We start from the raw sequence: 18,397 nt of genomic DNA, 5'->3' as shown, positions 1-18,397 counted from the left end.
CCGCTCGGGCCCCGCGGCGTCCGCGCCGTCGCACCTCGGGCACGCGGTTCCTCTCACGCACCGCCCGTGCCGTCGCCCGCCGACAGCCGCACCGCGTACAGGGCGAGTTGGGCGCGGAAGCGGTCCCCCGGGTCGCGCAGGCGCCAACCGAGCCCCTTCTCCACCCGGGCCGAGGCGCGCGCGGCGCTGCGGTTCGCCGCGGCGGGCCCGCCCGGCGGCGCGGTGGCGGACCACGACGAGCTGGGGCCGGTCGCCCTGCTGGCGGACATCCCGGTGGAGCGGCTGCGTGCGCAGGCGGACGTGCGTCGGCTCGCCGCGCTGGTGGACGGCGGCCGGGGCGGGCAGGGCGGCGAACTCCTGGCGGCGCTGGCCGCGTTCTGCCGTACGGGCACGCTGCGGCAGGCGGCAGCCGAACTCCATCTGCACCACAGTTCGGTCGCCGCGCGGCTGGCCCGGGTGGAGAAGGGGCTCGGTTGGCGCCTGCGCGACCCGGGGGACCGCTTCCGCGCCCAACTCGCCCTGTACGCGGTGCGGCTGTCGGCGGGCGACGGCACGGGCGGTGCGTGAGAGGAACCGCGTGCCCGAGGTGCGACGGCGCGGACGCCGCGGGGCCCGAGCGGTGTCCCCGGAGGGCGGTCGGGGCTCATGGCACACCTCCGGGAACGGCCGGGTACGGGACGTCGATGAGACGGTGTCACGCACGTCGCCGCAGGTCATCAGACGTGCGTCGGGAACAGCCGTGTCCGTTTCCGACAGCCGTGCGGGCGGGCCCGCGCCCCTCGGACGACGGGCGCGGGGAGGGGGTGACGCGGCCCACATCCCCCGCGCGCGAGCCGTGTTAGCGTCTGCCCGCGGCTTCCCGCCGCCGGTCGGGCACCGGACGGGGCGGCCTTCCCGTCCCTCTTCGCCCCTCACCGGACCAGGTATGCCAGAACTCCGCGACGCACTCGGCACGCTCGACCTGTTCGGCGACGACTTCGTGGGCGACCCCCACCCGTGGCTGGACGCCCTGCGCGCCGAGGCGCCGGTGCACCTCGACCACGGCACCGGGCTGTGGCTGGTCAGCCGGCACGCGGACATCCGGCAGGTGCTCCTCGACACCGCCGCCTTCCGCCCCGACAACGCCCAGCACGCCGTCACCCGTCTGCCCACCGCCACGCTGCGGGTCCTCGCCCGGGCCGGGTTCACCCTGCCGCCCGCGCTCGCCAACAACGGCACGGACAGCCATCCGGGGCTGCGCCGCGTGGTGACCCGGTTCTTCAACGCGGCGCGGGTCGCGGCCGCGGTGCCGGTGATCGGACGCATCGGCGACGAACTGCTGGAGTCGGCCGCCGCGCAGCTGCGCGAGACCGGTGCGTGCGAGCTCTTCACGGGCTTCGCCCAGGTGCTGCCGTGCCGGGTCCTGATGGACCTGCTGGGGATCACGGGCATCGACCCGGCCACCCTGATCCGCTGGAGCGACGCGTCCCTGGAACTGTTCTGGGGGCGCCCCTCGCCGGAGCGCCAGCTCGAACTCGCCGCCTCGGCGGGCGCCTTCCACACGTGGCTGACCTCGGCGGTGCACGATGCCCGGGTCGCGGCGCCGGACACGTTCATCGGGGCGCTCACCCGGCACCGGGGCCCCGGCGGGGAGCCGGTGGACACGGCCACCGTGGTCGCCGCGTGCTTCTTCGTCTTCGTCGCCGGCCAGTCCACCACGGGCCAGCTGATCTCGACCGTGCTGCGCCGGGCGCTCGCCGAACCGGGGCTGTGGCCGCGGCTCGCGCACGAGGACCAACTCGCCGAGGGCTGGGTGGAGGAGGTGCTGCGCCGCGAACCCCCGGTGACGACCTGGCGCCGTCTCGCCGCGCGGCCGTCCGTCGTCGGCGGCACCCGCGTGCCCGCCGGCGCGCAGCTGCTGCTGATGCTCATGGGCAGCGGATCGGACCCGGAGGTCTTCCCGGAGCCCGGACGCATGTGCCCCCACCGTCCCGAGGTGCGTCACCATCTGGCGTTCGGCGCCGGCCGCCACCGCTGCCCCGGCGCCTCCCTGGCCCGCACCGAGGCGGCGGTCGCCCTGCGCGCGGCGGCCCGCAGGCTGCCGGACCTGTCCCTGGCGGACGGCGGCGCACCGATGCTGGGTCTGCTCTCGTTCCGGGCGCCGCTGCGGGTGGACGTGCGGGCCGGGGCACGGGGGTGAGGAGCGGCCCCGCGCTGCGCCCCTCCCCCGCCCCGCGTCAGGCCTGAGCGGCCGTCAGTCCGAAACGCTCGTGCTGCGCGGCGGGCACGAGGTCCGCGTACTCGGGGTGCTTGGAGATCCAGCCCCGGAAGAACGGGCAGTAGGGCAGCACGGCCAGGCCCTGCGCGCGGGCCGTGTCGAGGGCCTCCCGCGCGAGCCGGCCGGCGAGTCCGCGTCCTTCGAACCGCGGGTCGATCTCGGTGTGGATGAAGGCGATCTCGTCCTCGTACCGGTGGTACTCGGCGAATCCCGCCTGCTCCTCGTCCGCGAAGATCTCGAAGCGCGACCGCTGCGGACTGTCGCCGACACGGATGTCCATGGTTCCTCCTGCTGCTCACGAGCCCCGTCGATGATCACCGGGCGCCGTGCAGCATCATGGCCCATGCGGGTCGCCCGGTGCGACGCGCACCGGGTTCCGGGCGCACCGGGACGAGATCGCACGACGGGTCGCGCGCACACGCGGGCCGCCCACGGAAGGCGGAGCACCACCATGGACATCCAGCACTTCGAGCGCATCAGCGCGTTCGTCGAGGCGCGGCTGCGGCCGCTGTTCGACGCGGAGACCGGCAGCGACCACGGCTTCGGGATGGACGACACCTCGCGTGCCCTGCGTGCCCTCCTCAACACCGTGCGCGCCGCGGCGGCGGTCAGGGGCGTCGCGGCCGGCCGTGACGACGCCGACCCGGCGACCCGGGCCGTCGTCGACCAGGCGCTGGAGCACAACTGGGACGTGCTGCGCGGTGTGGCCCGCAACTGGGAGGACCACCCGGACTTCCTGAAGGAGTTCAAGCGCCACGCCTGGGAACTGGACGCGGACTCCCCGGCGCCGGCGGCCTGACCCGGCGCGGGCGGCCTGACCCGGCGCGGGCGGCCTGACCCGGCGCGGGCGGACCCCCCGCGCCCGCCCTGCGGGGGCGGGGGGTCCGCCCGGCGAGGCCGTGGTCCCCTGGGACGACTCTGCGGCGACATGCCCGTTATGTAGAATTCGCACCGTCTGCTGTTTGGCAATCCGGTGGCGGAAAGGGCAGGGCACGCACATGGCGGACCCCTCGGACCTCATGCGCCGGGTGACACGCGTCCTGCGGGCCCGGGACCCGCTGGAGATGCTCGGCGCGCTGACCGCCGACGGCGGCCTGCCCGCCGCGCGCACCCGCCTCTACGTCGGGCGCGCAACCGCGCTGGAGGCGTTTCCCCCGACCGCCCCGGGCGACGACGCCCTCGCCGCGGCGGCACGCGAGGCCGTGCGGACCGGGAAGCCGCGGCTGGTGGACGGCCCCGAGGGGCGGACCCTGGTGGTGCCGCTGACCGTCGACGACGAGGTGTGCGGCGCGCTCGGCGCCGCCCTGGAGCCGGAGGGCGACGGCGCCGGGGCCGGCGGGGCCGTCCCCGACGGGCTCGCCCTGCTGGCCGAGAGCTGCGCCCTCGGACTGTGGCACCAGACCCGGACGGGCCCCCTCGCGGCGGCCCTGGAGGCCGCCGCCGCGGGGGTCTTCGCCTGGGACTTCTCGGCGGACAACGTCTTCTGGGACGAACGGACCTGCGCCGTCTACGGGGTGGACCCGAAGCGCTTCGACGGCCGGGGCGACACCTTCTTCGCCCTGCTGCACCCGGAGGACGTCCCCGTGCTCCAGGCGGCGATCGCCCAGGTCACGGAAGCCGCCATCACACCGCTGGGAGCGGGTGCCACCGGCGATCCGGGCCGCTACCGCCTCCAGTACCGGGTCATCCACCCCGACGACAGCGTGCACCACGTCACCGAGTGCGGCCGCGTCCTCCTCGACGACCAGGGCCGCCCGGCACGGGCGCTCGGGGTGGTCTACGAGGCCGGCGCCGACCTCCCCGCCTCCGGCCGCGGCTCGGGCGCGGAGGCCGACCGGTCCCGCAACTCCCTCCTCTTCACGCTGACCCGGGCCCTGTCCAAGGCGGTCACGGTCCAGGACGTCACCCGGGTCATGACGGATCTGGCACGGCCCGCGCTCGGGGCGGAGAACCTGCTGCTCGGCATCATGGAGGGCGGCCATCTGGAGATCGTCGGCGAGAGCCGCATCGCTCCCGCCCTGGAGCATCTGCGGGTGCCCGCGCAGGACGTGATGGCGTTCGCGGCGACGCAGGAGGAGCCGCTGTTCATCGAGGACCTGGCGCGGCACGGCGAGCACGGTGTGCCGGGTCTCGCTCTCGTCGGCGAGCTGCCGTCGCGCTCGTGGGTGGTGCTGTCGCTGGGCTCCGCCGACCATGCCACGGGCGCCTGTCTGATCTCGTTCGCCGGCCCGCGGCTGTTCGACGCCGCGGAGCGCACCTTCTTCACGGCCGTGGCCGTCATCCTCACCCAGACGCTGGAGCGCGCACGGCTGTTCGACACCCAGCACCAGCGCGCCACCGACCTGCAGCAGGCGATGCTGCCGCGGCGGCTGCCCGCGCTGCCGAGTCTCAGCGCGCAGTCCCGGTACCTGCCCGGCACCCGTGGCATGCGCATCGGCGGGGACTGGTACGACGTCCTCCCGCTGGACGACGGCACGGCAGCCCTGGTCATCGGGGACGTCCAGGGCCATGACGCCCACGCCTCGGCGGTCATGGGGCAGCTGCGGGTGGCGCTGCGCGCGTGCGCCGAGTCCGGCCTGGCCCCCGGCGCCCTGCTCGGCAAGGTCAACCGTGTGCTGTGCGACCTCGACACGGACCGGTTCGCGACCTGCGCCTACCTCGTCCTCAGCCCGGCCGACGGCGTCCTGCGGGGCGCCCGGGCCGGCCATCCGCACCCCCTGCGGGTGCGCGCGGAGAGCGTCAGCGAGCTGGAACTGGCCGGCGGTCCGCCGCTGGGGGTGGACCCCTCGGCCCGCTATCCGACGACCGCCTCCCTGCTCGATCCCCTGGACACGCTGCTGCTCTTCACCGACGGCCTCGTCGAACGCAGGGACGCCGACATCGACGTGAGCGTGCGCGCCATGATGGACGGCATCCTCGACTGGAGCCGGGGCGCCGGGGACATCGACCTGACGGCGCTGACGGACTTCCTCACCCTGCGCGACGACCCGGGCCGCATCGACGACGTGGCCCTGCTCGCCGTCCGCCGGACGTCATGACGCCCCGCGGGCCGCGGGCTCCCGGCAGGCGCGACCAGGGCGGCCGGGCTAGGTTGGGCACCCGGTCCCGCCGTACGCGACCCGTGCCCCGAAGGGCGGTGGACAAGTGACCGTGGACCCTCTCGACTCCGTGCTGCTGGACGCCCTGTCCGGCGGGACCGGCGTCCGGCTGTACGCGCTCGACGACAAGCTGCGCATCGTCCGCGCCGACTCCCCCCGCGACTCCTCGTCGGCGGCCGCCGACGAGGAGTTCCTCCTCGGCCGGCACTTCGCCGAGGTCTATCCCGTCGGCGGCGGGCGGGCGGAGATGGAGGAGCTGCTGGCCGGAGTGCTCCGCCGGCAGGCGCACCTCCACCGGCATCTCCGCGGACGCCGGGCCCTCGCGCAGGAGCGGGAGGGGACGCGCACGTACTCGATGTCCTTCCACCCCCTCGGGGACCCGGCGGAGCCGCCGACCGGCATCGCCGTCCTCGTCGCCGACGTCACCGAGCAGGAGTGCGCCAGAGCCCGGGCGGCGTCGCTGGACGCCGTGCGCCGGCGGGTGGGCCAGTCGCTCGATCTGGCCGCGACCTGCGAGGACCTGGTGCAGGCGGTGGTGCCCGGCTTCGCCGACATCGCCGTCGTCGAGATCGTCGACGAGGTGCTGCGGGGCGCCGAGGCGCCTTCGGGGCCGCTCGGGCGGGACACCCCGCTGCGGCGGACCGCGTTCGCCGGTCCCGACGACGGCGAGCCGGCGCACCCCGTCGGGGACGTGCGCAGCATGCCGCATCCCTCGCCGTACAGCCTCGCCCTGTCCGACCTGCGTCCCCGGCTGCTGGAGGTCGGGCCCGACAGCGGCTGGCTGGCCGGCGACCCCCCGCGCGCCCGCTCCATCGCGGAGTACGGCTCCCACTCGCTGATCGTCCTCCCGCTGACACTGCGCGGGACCGTCCTCGGGCTGCTCAGCCTGTACCGGCGCGGCGGGAACCCCGCCTACACGCAGGAGGACGTCTCCTTCGCGACCACGCTGGCCACCCACACGGCCGTCTCCATCGACAACGCGCGGCGCTACCAGCGGGAGCACACGATCGCCTCCACGGTGCAGCGCAGACTCCTCCCGCCGGACGCGGAGTCCCGCGCCCTGGTCGCCGTGGAGGCCGTCCACGCCTATCTGCCCGGACGCAACAGCGGGTGCTGGTTCGACACCATCCCGCTGTCGGGGGCGCGGACCGCGCTGGTCGTCGGCCAGGTGAAGGGCCACGGAATCCACACGGCGGCGGTGATGGGACAGCTGCGCACGGCCGTCCAGACGCTGGCCGCGCTCGACCTCGAACCCGACGAGCTGCTGGCGCGCCTGAACGACACCGCACGGGTCCTGGACCGCGAACGGCACGCCCTGCCCGTGGGCGACGGCCCGTCCGATCCGCTGGAGGCGGCCTGTCTCTACGCGGTCTACGACCCCTTCAGCCGCCGCTGCACGATGGCACGGTCCGGACACCCCGTCCCGGTGGTCGTGGCCCCCGACGGGCGGACCGCCACGCTGAACGTGCCGGAGGGGCCCGCGCTGGCCTCGTCCGACCGCGCGCCGTTCGGCACCCTGTCCGCCGTGCTGGAACCCGGCTCGCTCGTCGCGCTGTACAGCGGGAGCCGCGTCCTGCTCGACAAACCGGGCACCCGGCCGCTGAGCGAGGTGCTCACGCCACCGGACCGCCCGCTGCGGGCCCTGTGCGACGCGCTCGTCTACAACTTCCCCGCCCCCGAACTCGACGGCGCCGTCGTCCTCCTCGCCAGGACCGGTTCCTTCGCCTCCGAGCAGCAGGCGACCTGGGAGCTGGCGCACGATCTGCGCGACCCGGGGGCCGCACGCGCGCTGGCCCGGGAGCAGCTCACGGCCTGGCGGCTGCCGGACGAGACCGTCGGGACCGTGGAGCTGGTGGTGAGCGAGCTGGTGACGAACGCGGTGCGTCACGGGACGGCTCCGGTGACCCTGCGGCTGATCCGTACCTCGTCGCTGACCTGCGAGGTCCACGACACGAGCCCGAGCGCCCCGCATCTGCGGCACGCGCAGACGGTGGACGAGGGCGGCCGCGGGCTGTTCATCGTCTCCCAGCTCGCCTCCGCCTGGGGAACCCGGTACACCGGGCAGGGCAAGACGATCTGGGCCGAGGTCCCGCTGCCGTCCTGAGCCGCGGGCCGCGCGCCGCGTCCGGGGAGGGCACACTGGAGGCATGGCCGACTTTCAGGGCGATGTGACGGTGACCGCGGGCGGTGTGGAGTACACGGCCGCGGCGGAGCTGCACTCCTGGGCGGAGGACAGCCGTGAGGAGAGCGCGGCCGAGCGGGCCGTGGACATCGCGGACGGGCTGACGGACTGGAACGGCAGCATCGACGTGGCGGGCGGCGAGAGCGCCGCCTGGAAGGTGATGGAGGCGGAGGACAGGGCCCTGGTGATGCCGGACGGGCGGACGGCGGCGTTCGTCGTGAACCGCCGTTTCTTCGGCACCGGGGTGCTGCTGATCACCGGCTCCGACGAGCCGCCGTTCTGAACGCGGACGGCGGAGCTGCACATCGCCGGGCGCAGGTGAGGTAGAGATGACGTCGTGACGGACGAAGACAACGAACTGCCCGGCGATGCCGGCGAACTGCTCGCGGACGACCACGAACTGCTCGACGGTCTGACGATCGACAGCCGGCAGCCGGGGCGACCCGTCCTGCTGGACGAACAGGGCCGCCCGATCCGCTCCTGGCGCGAGAACTACCCCTACGACCGGAAGCTGAGGCGCCGGGAGTACGAGGCGGAGAAGCGGCTGCTCCAGATCGAGCTGCTGAAGCTGCAGAAGTGGGTGAAGGAGACCGGGCAGCGGGTCGTCGTGCTGTGCGAAGGGCGTGACGCGGCGGGCAAGGGCGGCACGATCCAGCGGTTCACCGAGCGGCTCAACCCCCGCGGCGCCCGGGTCGTCGCCCTGGAGAAGCCGACCGACCGGGAGGCCGGCCAGTGGTACTTCCAGCGCTACGTGGGACATTTGCCGGCCGCCGGAGAGATCGTCTTCTTCGACCGGTCCTGGTACAACCGGGCCGGTGTGGAGCGGGTGATGGGCTTCTGCACGGAGGATCAGTACCTGACGTTCCTGCGCCAGGCGCCGCTGTTCGAGGAGTTGCTGACGGACGACGGGATCGTGCTGGTGAAGTACTGGTTCTCGGTGTCCCGCGCCGAACAGCGCACCCGGTTCGCGATCCGGCAGGTGGATCCCGTCCGGCAGTGGAAGCTGTCGCCGACGGACCTGGCGTCGCTGGACCTGTGGGACGCCTACACGCGGGCGAAGGTGGACATGTTCCGGGCGACCGACACCCCGCACGCGCCCTGGACGGTCGTGAAGAACAACGACAAGAAGCGCGGACGGCTGGAGGCCATGCGCAGCCTGCTCTGGCGCCTGGACTACACGAGCAAGGATCCCGGTGTGGTGGGCCGGCCGGATCCGCTGATCGTCGGTCCGGCGGACACCCTGCTGGAGCCGGGTGAGGAGAGCACGTCGCTGTCGCCGACGCCGCTGGCGAACCGCGATCTCGGGCACCCCGGGGAGCATCCGGAGCCGCCGGCGGGCTGAGCCGCGGGGCGGCGGCGGGCACGGCTCGCGTGCATGTGCGACCCGGGAGGGGGCAGACGGGTCGTCGGAGGTTGATACGACATGGTTCCCGTTCTTCTGGTCCTGCTTCTCGCGCTTCTTCTCTTCGGCGCGGGCTTCGCGCTCAAGGCACTGTGGTGGCTCGCGGTGATCGTGGTCGTGCTCTGGCTGCTCGGCTTCGTCGTCCGGCCCGCGGGCACGGGCGGCCGCCGCGGCCGCTGGTACCGCTGGTAGCCCGGCTCGCAGCGGTCAGCCGGCGAGGACGGCATGGGGCGGCCGCCTCCGGACCTTCGTCCGGGGCGGCCGCTCCCGCGCGTCACAAGCCGTCCGTCCATGGCGCGGGCGTCTCAACGGGCGCCCTGTTCGGCGGCCTTCGCGCGCCGGGCCTGCCGGCGGCGGAGCGCACGGCGCTCGTTCTCGTCGAGTCCGCCCCACACACCGAAGTCCTGGTGCTCGCGGACGGCCCAGTCCAGGCACCTCTCGCGGACGGGGCAGCCACGGCAGATCTCCTTCGCCGCCTTGATCTGGAGCAGCGCAGGTCCGCTTCCACCCACGGGGAAGAACAGTTCCGGGTCGACGTCCCGGCATGCCGCCTCGATGCGCCAGTCGGTCATATGGCTTCACTCCCTTGGCAGTTGATGTCGTGACATCGCGTCACCCTCAGGACGCGCTCCTTCCTCGCGTGACCGCACAGGCGGGCCTCAAACACGATCGCAGGCAATCCGGATGATTCGGTTCCTGACCGCGGAGTGCCCCGCCCCGGGCGGGCCGGGGCGGGGCACTCCGCGGTCAGGAACCGAATCATCCGGATTGCCTGCGATCGTGTTTGAGGCGCGCGGCGTGTGGGCGGCGAATGGACGGCGCCCGTGCTGGACGCGGACACGGACGCGGCCGCACCGTGGGTCGCCACCGGCCGCGCGGGCGGGACGATCCGGGTGCCGGGTGCCTCGGAGTCCAGCAACAGCGCCGCCTGGCGGCCCAGCTCCGCGATCAGACCGGACGGCAGCCACGGCTCGGTGTCCGCGCCCGCCGCGACGGCGGCGGTCCGCTCGACCAGCTCGGCCGGTGACGGCCGGTCGGCGGGCTCCTTCGCCAGGCAGGCGCCCACGAGTCCGGCGAGGGCGTCCGGGAGGCCCGACAGCTCCGGCGGCTCCTGCGCGATCCGGTACATCACCGCGTGCATCCCGCTGTCCGGCGATCCGAACGGCTGCCGCCTCGTCGCGGCGAAGGCCAGCACCGAGCCGAGCGAGAAGACGTCGCTCGCCGGGGTGAGCGCCTCGCCGCGCACCTGCTCGGGCGACATGTAACCGGGGGAGCCGATCACCGCGCCGGTGCGCGTCAGCTTGCCGTCGGCCGTCACCGCGTCCAGCGCGCGGGCGATGCCGAAGTCGATGACCCGCGGGCCGTCGATGGTCACCAGGATGTTCGCGGGCTTGAGATCGCGGTGGATCAGCCCGGCCCCGTGGACGGCCGTGAGCGCCTGGGCGAGCCGGTTGGCGAGGATGAGCACGGAGCGCTCGGGCAGCGGCTCGGGGCGGCCCGCGATCACCGCGTGCAGCGAGGGGCCCGGCACGTACCCGGTGGCGACCCACGGTGCGGCCGCGTCCGTGTCCGCGTCCAGCACGGGCGCCGTCCATTCGCCGCCCACACGCCGCGCGGAGGCGATCTCCTGGGCGAAACGCCTGCGGAACTCGGGCTCCGAGGCCAGCTCGGAGCGGACGAGTTTCACCGCGACGGTGCGGCCCCCGGCCGAGCGCGCCAGGTAGACCTCACCCATGCCGCCCGCACCGAGTCGGGCAAGAAGCCGGTAGGGGCCGATATGTGACGGATCGTCATGTGTCAGCTCATCCACGCGCCGATCCTCGCACAGCACCGGCGCGAGGTGGCGGCTGTCGCCGTATCGGGAACTTCTGTATCCGGCTCGTGACCTGCGCACTCCGGCACAGGTCACCGCGGCGGGGGTGCGGCCGGGCGCGGCGCGGGCGGCTCGCGCCACGCCCGCCGTGACGGTGACCGCCCGGGCCGGAGATCGACTCGCGAGGGCGGACCGGACGCAGGACGCTGGAAGCCCCGAGGGGCAGGTCCGCGGCGGCCGCTCCGGCGGCCGGCGCGGACCGCTCGGGAGTGACCGGCCGGACCGCGCGGTGCCGGTGGCCCCGCCGTGCGGCGCTCCGGGCGTCGGTGCCCCCGCCGTGCGGCGCTCCGGGCCCCGGGCACAACCCTCCGGGCCTCCCGGTGGTCCCACCGGACATCATGCGAACCATACGAACCGTCCTCGCCGCGACGGCGGCGGCCGGGGCCACCGCCGCCTTCATGACCTGGCCCGCCTTCGGTGACACCGGCGGTGGCGCGATCGCCGTCGTGGCCGTGGTCTGGCTGCTGTTCGAGCTCCGCGGACTGCGGCGCGCACGCGAGCGTGCCCGGCTCGGGCAGGCCCTCCCGGACGACGTTCCGGACCTGGGCCCCGGGGGGTGGGGCCCGGTCGCGGACGCCCTCGACTGAGGCCCCCGGCGCGCTCGCGCTTTGTGACCGGCCGGTACGGGAGGGGCGGTGACGCTGTCACCGTCGTCTCGTAGGCTCCCGTGCCATGAGCGAGGGGGAGCCCGGCAGACGGGTGATCGACGGCCGGTTCGAGCTGCAGGCACGGCTCGGCGGTGGCGGCATGGGCATGGTGTGGCGGGCGCGGGACGTGGTGCTGGACCGGGCCGTCGCGCTGAAGGAGGTCCGGCCGCCGGATCCGGGGCTCGCCGAGTACGACCCCCCGGCCGCCGCGCTGCTGCGGGCCCGCGTCCTGCGGGAGGCGCGGGCGCTGGCGCGCGTCGACCACCCGAACGTCGTCACCATCCACCATGTCGTCGACGGCGGCGAACATGTCTACCCCTGGCTGGTGATGGAGCTCGTCACCGGCGGCTCGCTCGCCGACCGGCTCGCCCGCGGCCCGATGGAGCCCCGCGAGGCGGCCCTGCTCGGCCGTGAGGTGTTCGCCGCGCTGCGCGCCGCGCACGCCGTGGGGATCCAGCACCGCGACGTGAAGCCGGCGAACGTCCTGCTGCGGCCCGACGGGCGTCCCGTGCTCACCGACTTCGGCATCGCCGCCATCCGTGAGTCGACCGCCCTGACCGCGACCGGCTCCATCATCGGCACGCCGGACTACATGGCCCCGGAGCGGATCGCGGGCGGCGACGGCGGTCCCGAGGCGGACCTGTGGTCGCTGGCGATGATGCTGTACGTCGCCGTCGAGGGCGACCATCCGCTCCGCAGGGGCAGCACGCTCGCGACCCTCGCGGCCGTCCTGAACGAGGAGTTGCCGCCGCCCCGGCGAGCCGGTGTGCTCGCCCCGGCGCTCGTCGCGATGCTGGCGAAGGACCCGGCGGCCCGGCCCCTGCCGGACGCCGTGGACGCGATGCTCGCCGAAGCGGCGGCCGGGCGGACCCCGGCGCCGCACGCGGCGGGCGACGGCGACACGACGTCGTTCCACCTGGCCCCGCCCGTCCGCCCGGCCGACCCGCAGTCCGGGCCGCAGTCCGGCCCGGCGGGGCAGCGGACCGGCGGGCACCCCGCGGCCACGGGGTGGCCGACCGGGCCGGCGGCGCCGTTCGGGGGCCCGCACTCCGTGCGGGACGCGGTGCCCGGCGGGGACCTGCACGACCGTGCGCTGCGGATCACCGCCGCCGGCGACGGGCGGGACGCCCGGGCGGAGCGGACCCGGCGGCGCGTCACGCGGATCGTCGTCGCCGCCTCGCTCGCCTCGACGGTGATCGCGGGCGTCCTGCTGTGGCGGTTCCTCCCCGGGGACGACCCCGGCGGCGGCACGGGTGCGAAGCCGGGGCCGACGGCGACCGGGTCCCGTACGCCGTCCGCCTCGCCGGCGGCCGACCCGCCCGGCGGCTCGGGGGGCTCCGGGGGCGGCGGGGAGCAGGGTGACGCCACCGTGAACCTGCTGACGCCCGAGGGCATCCGGACGGCGGTGGCGGCGCTCAAGAAGGCGACCGGCACGGACCGGTTGTGCAGCCTGAGCGTCTACCCGGAGTACGTCTCCGCCGAGGTGATGCTCGACGGCAGCAACTCACGGCACGACTCCTGGACCTACCGTCCGGGGAAGGGCGCGGAGAAGGGCATCATCAGCGGGTCCGTGACGCCCATGGAGAGCGCCTTCGACGTCGACGACTTCGACTGGGACGCCGTACCCGCCCTCTTCGAGCGCGCGGACAAGGAACTCAACGTGCCGGACGTCAGCCTGCGGTACCTCCTCGTCGAGGGCGCCGATCCGACCTTCGGCGACCCGAAGGGCATGTCGGCCTACCTCACCAACGACCACAGCCAGAGCGGCTACATCTCCGCCGACCACAAGGGCAAGGTCCTCAAGGTGATGCCCAACGACGAGGACTGAGCCCCCGCCGTACCGTCCGGCGGTCAGCGGAGCCGGACCACCGGATCACCGGTTCCTCGTCCCCCCGCACGCGCGTCGGCGCAGGGGGACGCCCGGGCCGCGCCCGGCGGTGACGCGGTGCGGGCGCCGGCTCAAGGACTGTCCTCGCCGCAGATCCGCAGCCCTCTGGGCGTCGCGCAGGGGAGATGGCCGTGGGTGGTGATCACGTCCTGTCCGCCGCCGCGGCTCATGTAGGCGAGGAAACTGGACACCAGTGAGTCGGCCGGCGGCCGGCCGTAGGTGTAGGCGTACTCGATCTCCCGGTACGGGTAGTCGCCGGTGTCGATGGTGTCCACCGAGGGCGCCTCCCCGTCGATCGTCAGCCGGTGGAGACCCGGCAGGTCGTCGCCCGCGCGCAGTTCGCTGTAGCCGATGGCGCCTTCGTGTCCGGCGACGGCGGCCAGCACCTGCCGGGTGCTGTCCAGTTCGCAGCGGACGACGGGGGCGTCGGGATCGTCCTTGGTGACGCAGTCGCGCGAGGAGTTGGCCGGCTCGTTGCGGTGCAGGACGCGGCGCTGGAGGACCTCGCGGGTGCCGGAGTTGGCGTCCCGGCTGACCAGGCGCACGGGCAGGTCGGTGACGCCGTCGAGCTGGCGCCAGTTGGTGATCTCGCCCCGGTAGAGACGGCGGACGTCGTCCAGCGAGAGGTCCCTGAGCGGGACGGCGTCGTTGACCACCAGGGTGAAGACGGAGACGGCGACGCGGTGTTCGCGCAGCGCGGGGTGGCCGCCCGGCTTCGGGCCGTCCGCGAGGGCGATCACCGCGGGGGAGCCGCCCTTCGCGGCTGCGCCCGCGTCGGCCAGGGCCCGGATGCCGGCGTTGCTGCCGTGGGCGTCGACCTCGACGGTCGAGCCCTCGCAGTCCTTCTCGTACTTCTCCGCCAGCTCCGTGAGGACCGGTTCGAAGGCGGTCGAGCCGGTCAGCGTCACGGTGCCGGTGGCGCAGCCCATGGGCGGACGGTCGTCGTCGCGGGCGACGATGATCGTGGCGAGGGCCACCACGCAGACCGTGAGCAGCACCGTCACCAGCCGGGCCGCCCGGCTGAAGAGGGGAAGCCGCTCGTCGGTGGGAACGGCCCGGTTGGGCAGGACGTCGCCGTCCCTGATGCCTCCGGTGACCGTGATGTCGCCGCCGACCGGGCCTCCGGTCAGCAGCACGAGCAGCTTGAAGTGCTGCCCCTGATTGAGGGGGACCCGGGGCAGGTGGATCACGGCCCCGCTGTGGCGCATGCCGGCCGCCGCGGTGAAGTGGTCCATCAGATGCTCGGCGCCGCGCGGCTGGGTGACCGCTATGGCGCGCACGGTACGGCCGGTGAACTCGGCGCTCAGGCCGTGGATCTCGCGGCCGGTGTAGTCGTCGCCGGCGATGCTCTGCGACCCGTCGTTCTCGATGCGCAGCAGGACGAGGGTGGCGTCGGCCATCTCCGGAGCCTCGTTGAACAGTCCGAGGCGGAAGTTGGGCCGCCCGGCACGGACGCTGCTGCCGATGGCGGTGTCCATCTGGACGCGGTAGCCGATGCGCCGGCGGCGCGGCACCCGGCGCTCGTACCAGAGCACGCCGCAGGAGACGAGCACGCCGAGCAGGGCGGTGGTGACGGCGACGACGTTCTCGGGACTCAGCCACTCCACGGCGCAACGGTAGGGCGGTTTCCGGCCGCTGGTACGCCGACGTCCGTGTTGTCGCCGGGTGTTCGGCTGCTGTTCAGCGGGGCCGGGGCGAGTCAGTCGCGGAGGTACACACCGGGCTCGCCGTCCGCGCCCATCCCGTAGGAGAGCAGTCGTTCCTTGCCGCCGTACTGCGCGATCCGCAGGTTCTGGGAGCTGCCGTCGCCCCAGCACTCGGCGTCCGACACCTTCTCGTCGGCGACCGGCGGGCCCAGCACCAGCAGACCGCCGGCGCCCGCCAGGACCGCCGTGGAGGCGCAGTGGAAGCTGCCGCCGGTCGGTTCGCCGGTCTCCTCGTCGGTCCTCGGCAGTTCTGACTCGAAGCGGACGACCGAGGAGCCGACCGGGCCCTGGGTGACCGTCAGCCGGCGTTCGAAGAGATCGGCCTGGCCGCCGTCCCACTGCGGACCCGACTCGTCCTCCAGCCACTCGCCGAGGAACTTCGCCGGGATCACCTCGGGCCCCGTGGGCGCCCTGCGGAACGTCGCCGTCACCGCGCCCGACGTCCACTCCAGGACGTCGGGGGAGCGGACGGTGAGGGTCTGGTGAGCGGCCGGGGTGCACTCCTTCCCCGGCACGCTGACCGTCACATCGCTCTCGCCGAAGACGATCCGGTCGGCGTCCGCCGACAGCAGCACCGAGCGGCCCATGCACAGCCGCTCGCCGGTCACGGTGGCGTACACGGCCGTCTTCTCGCCCCGGCGGCCCTGGCCGATCTCGATCCGGCCGGTGGACTTGGGGACGTCGGCGGTGCCGGCGAGCACACCCTCCCAGGCGCCGATGAACGCCTGCGGCACGTCTCCGGAGGGGCGGGTGGCGTCGCCGCCCTTGCCGGTGGAGGCGGCACCGCCGGAGGTGCGCCCCGGGTCCCTGTCGCGCTGCTGCCAGACGACGGCGGCCGTGCCGCCCCCGAGCACCACCACGGCCAGGGCGGCGGCGAGCACGGAAAGACGCCGGCGGCGGGACGTGGTGCCGGTGCCGGTGGCCGGCCCGCCGGAACCGGTGAGGGACGCGGTCCCGGCGCCACCGGGCACCGGGGTGTCCGCGTCCAGCACCCGGGCGGCACTGCGGCCGAGGCCCGCGAGGACGTCGGCGGGCAGCCAGGCCCCCGGCGGGCCCTGCTCTCCGGCGGCGAGCACGGAGGCCGGCGGCCGGCGGGCCGGGTCCTTGTCGAGGCAGGCGCGGACCAGCGGACCGAGCTCCTCCGGCAGGCCGTCCAGGTCCGGTTCGTCGTGCGCGATGCGGAACATGGTGGCGTGGGCCCCGCTGTCGACCGAGCCGAACGGCGCCACGCCCGTCGCCGCGTACGCCAGGACCGCGCCGAGGCAGAAGACGTCCGAGGCGGGCGACAGCTTCTCGCCGCGCACCTGCTCGGGCGACATGAAGCCCGGCGAGCCGACGACCGCCCCCGTCCCCGTCAGCCCGCCGTCGGTCACGGTGTCCACCGCGCGGGCGATGCCGAAGTCGATGACGACGGGTCCGTCGACGGTCAGCAGGATGTTGGACGGCTTGAGGTCGCGGTGGACCAGGCCGGCCGCGTGGATGTGCGCGAGCGCCCCCGCGAGTCTGCTCGCCAGCGCCAGCACGGTGGCCGCGGGCAGCGGTCCGAACTCGTCGCCGACCACGCTGCGCAGCGAGGGGCCCGGCACGTAGGTCAGGGCCACCCAGGGCGAGGCGGCCCCGGTGTCGGAGGCGATCACCGGCGCGGTCCCGCCGCCGACCCGCTCCAGCGCGGCCACCTCGCGGGCGAACCGGCGGCGGAACTCGTCCTGTCCGGCGAGCTGCGCGTGCACCACCTTGACGGCCACGGTCCTGCCGCCCTCGGAGCGCGCCAGGTACACCCGGCCCATGCCACCGGTGCCCAGCCTGCCGATGAGACGGAACGGGCCGATCGTCGTGGGGTCGTCGGAGGTCAGGTCATCCACACGGCGATCCTTCCACAGGGGGCCGTCACCGGGGCCGGCTTCACGGCCCGTCCACCGGAGTGCGGCCGGGCTCACGTGAACAGGGCGCCGCCGCCCCGCGTATGGAACGTCGCACACCGGAACGGACGACTCAGGGGCCGCGCATGAGGCACGCACGACGCACCCTTCGGCGGCTGGTACGGCTGGCGGCGGTCGGCGGTCTGGTCCTCGGCGGGCTGATGACCTCCGGCGCGATGGCCGGTGAACCGGCGAACGGGCCGGGCGTCAGGGCGTCCGACCTCGTCACCCGTCTCGGGACCGACCGCACGGCCGGCAGCTGGACCGCCGCCGACGGGCGGACCGTGGTCGCGGTCACCGACACCGCGGCGGCACGGGAGGTGCGGGCGGCGGGCGCCCGTCCGGAACTGGTCCGGCACAGCACCGACCGGCTGCGCTCCGCCCTCGCCTCGCTGCGCGCGGCGCCCCGGGTGCCCGGCACCGCGTGGTCGGTGGACTACGCCGCCAACGAGGTCACCGTGCGTGCCGACAGCACCGTCACGGCCGCCGACTGGTCCCGGATGTCGTCGCTCGCGGAGGCGATAGGCGGCTGGGTGCGGATGGAGCGCACCCGGGGGTCCTTCACCACCCGGGTGAACGGCGCGGCCCCCATCGTCGGCCCCGGGCGCCGCTGTTCGGCGGGCTTCAACGTCACCGACGGCCGGGACGCCTACCTCCTCACGGCGGGCCACTGCGGCCCCGAGGGAGCGGCCTGGGCGACGGGGGAGCAGTCCCTCTCCACGGTGGGCACGACGGTCGTGTCCTCCTTCCCGGGCAGCGACTTCTCGGCCGTCCGGTACGAGGCCCCCACCGCGGCGGACCGCACCAACGTCGTCTCCGTCGGGGGCGGACGGGGAGTCCGGATCGTGGGGCTCACCGAGCCGGTCGTCGGCGCCCAGGTGTTCCGCAGCGGCAGCACCACCGGCCTGCGCACGGGCCGGGTCACCGCGGTGGACGCCACCGTCAACTACCCGGAGGGCACGGTGACCGGTCTGATCGAGACCACCGTCTGCGCCGAGCCCGGCGACAGCGGCGGGCCGCTCTTCTCCGAGGGCCTCGCCCTGGGCGTGACATCCGGCGGCGACGGGGACTGCACGGGCGGCGGCACGACGTACTTCCAGCCGGTGGGCACGGCGCTGGAGGCCCTCGGCATGCGGCTCTCCGGCATCACGCCCGCGTCCGCCCCGGCCGGCGGGACGGACCCCGCGTCACCGCCCCCGGCCACCGCCGCCCGTGCAGTCCCCGTCGCCGCCGGATGTCACGCCCAGGGCGAGGCCCTCGGAGAAGAGCGGCCCGCCGCTGTCGCCGGGCTCGGCGCAGACGGTGGTCTCGATCAGACCGGTCACCGTGCCCTCCGGGTAGTTGACGGTGGCGTCCACCGCGGTGACCCGGCCCGTGCGCAGGCCGGTGGTGCTGCCGCTGCGGAACACCTGGGCGCCGACGACC

At 74.8% G+C, this 18,397-nt stretch carries 15 protein-coding genes and 2 pseudogenes; 11 read left to right on the top strand and 6 right to left on the bottom strand.

Annotation, left to right across the window (positions count from 1 at the left end):
* Positions 1 to 66: 66 nt before the first annotated feature.
* Positions 67 to 567 carry a helix-turn-helix domain-containing protein gene (locus EAO77_RS19765; RefSeq protein WP_261994038.1) on the top strand — a complete coding sequence of 167 codons (501 nt, stop codon included), beginning with the start codon at positions 67 to 69 and terminating at the stop codon, positions 565 to 567.
* Positions 568 to 925: 358 nt separating this feature from the next.
* A complete protein-coding gene (locus EAO77_RS19760; RefSeq protein WP_147989622.1) occupies positions 926 to 2,179 on the top strand; it encodes a cytochrome P450 in 1,254 nt (417 codons plus the stop codon).
* Between the two features lie 37 nt (positions 2,180 to 2,216).
* On the opposite strand, the gene EAO77_RS19755 is transcribed toward EAO77_RS19760, so the two are convergent.
* Complete coding sequence (locus EAO77_RS19755) at positions 2,217 to 2,537, bottom strand: GNAT family N-acetyltransferase (RefSeq protein ID WP_147989621.1); 321 nt, start codon at positions 2,535 to 2,537, stop codon at positions 2,217 to 2,219.
* 171 nt (positions 2,538 to 2,708) lie between these two features.
* On the opposite strand from EAO77_RS19755, the gene EAO77_RS19750 reads away from it, so the two are divergent.
* The 6 genes from EAO77_RS19750 to EAO77_RS19725 all read left to right on the top strand — a co-directional run bounded on the left by EAO77_RS19750 (position 2,709) and on the right by EAO77_RS19725 (position 9,131).
* Positions 2,709 to 3,056: a hypothetical protein gene (locus tag EAO77_RS19750; protein ID WP_147989620.1), complete on the top strand. Its 348-nt coding sequence runs from the start codon at positions 2,709 to 2,711 to the stop codon at positions 3,054 to 3,056.
* Between the two features lie 199 nt (positions 3,057 to 3,255).
* Positions 3,256 to 5,295, top strand: a complete 2,040-nt coding sequence (locus EAO77_RS19745; RefSeq protein WP_147989619.1) for a SpoIIE family protein phosphatase — start codon at positions 3,256 to 3,258, stop codon at positions 5,293 to 5,295.
* Positions 5,296 to 5,401: 106 nt separating this feature from the next.
* Entirely contained in the window at positions 5,402 to 7,459 is a 2,058-nt protein-coding gene (locus EAO77_RS19740) for a SpoIIE family protein phosphatase (RefSeq protein WP_147989618.1), read from the top strand.
* 43 nt (positions 7,460 to 7,502) lie between these two features.
* The gene (locus EAO77_RS19735; protein ID WP_147989617.1) at positions 7,503 to 7,820 is read left to right on the top strand and encodes a hypothetical protein; all 318 of its coding nucleotides are present in this window, start codon (positions 7,503 to 7,505) and stop codon (positions 7,818 to 7,820) included.
* 54 nt (positions 7,821 to 7,874) lie between these two features.
* On the top strand, positions 7,875 to 8,879 hold the full coding sequence (gene ppk2, locus EAO77_RS19730) for a polyphosphate kinase 2 (protein ID WP_147989616.1): 1,005 nt from the start codon (positions 7,875 to 7,877) through the stop codon (positions 8,877 to 8,879).
* Positions 8,880 to 8,960: 81 nt separating this feature from the next.
* Complete coding sequence (locus EAO77_RS19725; RefSeq protein WP_147989615.1) at positions 8,961 to 9,131, top strand: hydrophobic protein; 171 nt, start codon at positions 8,961 to 8,963, stop codon at positions 9,129 to 9,131.
* A gap of 113 nt (positions 9,132 to 9,244) precedes the next feature.
* Here the strand turns inward: EAO77_RS19725 and EAO77_RS19720 are convergent, their stop codons facing one another.
* Both EAO77_RS19720 and EAO77_RS19715 read right to left on the bottom strand, forming a co-directional pair.
* Positions 9,245 to 9,511: a WhiB family transcriptional regulator gene (locus tag EAO77_RS19720; protein WP_147989614.1), complete on the bottom strand. Its 267-nt coding sequence runs from the start codon at positions 9,509 to 9,511 to the stop codon at positions 9,245 to 9,247.
* Positions 9,512 to 9,720: 209 nt separating this feature from the next.
* Positions 9,721 to 10,749 (bottom strand): annotated as a pseudogene (locus EAO77_RS19715) (serine/threonine-protein kinase); the annotation flags it as partial.
* Between the two features lie 401 nt (positions 10,750 to 11,150).
* Between EAO77_RS19715 and EAO77_RS19710 the strand changes: the two are divergent.
* Complete coding sequence (locus tag EAO77_RS19710; RefSeq protein WP_147989613.1) at positions 11,151 to 11,399, top strand: hypothetical protein; 249 nt, start codon at positions 11,151 to 11,153, stop codon at positions 11,397 to 11,399.
* An 85-nt stretch (positions 11,400 to 11,484) separates the two neighbouring features.
* Entirely contained in the window at positions 11,485 to 13,287 is a 1,803-nt protein-coding gene (locus tag EAO77_RS19705) for a serine/threonine-protein kinase (RefSeq protein ID WP_147989612.1), read from the top strand.
* 131 nt (positions 13,288 to 13,418) lie between these two features.
* Here EAO77_RS19705 and EAO77_RS19700 read toward each other — a convergent pair whose 3' ends face one another.
* Both EAO77_RS19700 and EAO77_RS38705 read right to left on the bottom strand, forming a co-directional pair.
* Positions 13,419 to 14,954: a substrate-binding domain-containing protein gene (locus EAO77_RS19700; protein ID WP_147989611.1), complete on the bottom strand. Its 1,536-nt coding sequence runs from the start codon at positions 14,952 to 14,954 to the stop codon at positions 13,419 to 13,421.
* Between the two features lie 92 nt (positions 14,955 to 15,046).
* Positions 15,047 to 16,915, bottom strand: coding sequence for a serine/threonine-protein kinase (locus tag EAO77_RS38705; RefSeq protein ID WP_187283317.1), 1,869 nt, complete (start codon positions 16,913 to 16,915; stop codon positions 15,047 to 15,049).
* Positions 16,916 to 17,058: 143 nt separating this feature from the next.
* Between EAO77_RS38705 and EAO77_RS19685 the strand changes: the two are divergent.
* A pseudogene (locus tag EAO77_RS19685) lies at positions 17,059 to 18,270 on the top strand (S1 family peptidase); the annotation flags it as partial.
* On the opposite strand, the gene EAO77_RS19680 reads toward EAO77_RS19685, so the two are convergent.
* A partial coding sequence (locus EAO77_RS19680) for a S1 family peptidase (RefSeq protein WP_410088607.1) occupies positions 18,160 to 18,397 on the bottom strand: 238 nt, incomplete at its 5' end. The pseudogene EAO77_RS19685 and the gene EAO77_RS19680 overlap by 111 nt on opposite strands.

Origin of the sequence: Streptomyces sp. T39 (genome assembly GCF_008042045.1) — a bacterium.
Classification (GTDB): domain Bacteria; phylum Actinomycetota; class Actinomycetes; order Streptomycetales; family Streptomycetaceae; genus Streptomyces.
Note: the sequence above shows the minus strand (reverse complement) of the source record. Positions and strands in the feature narration are given on the sequence as shown.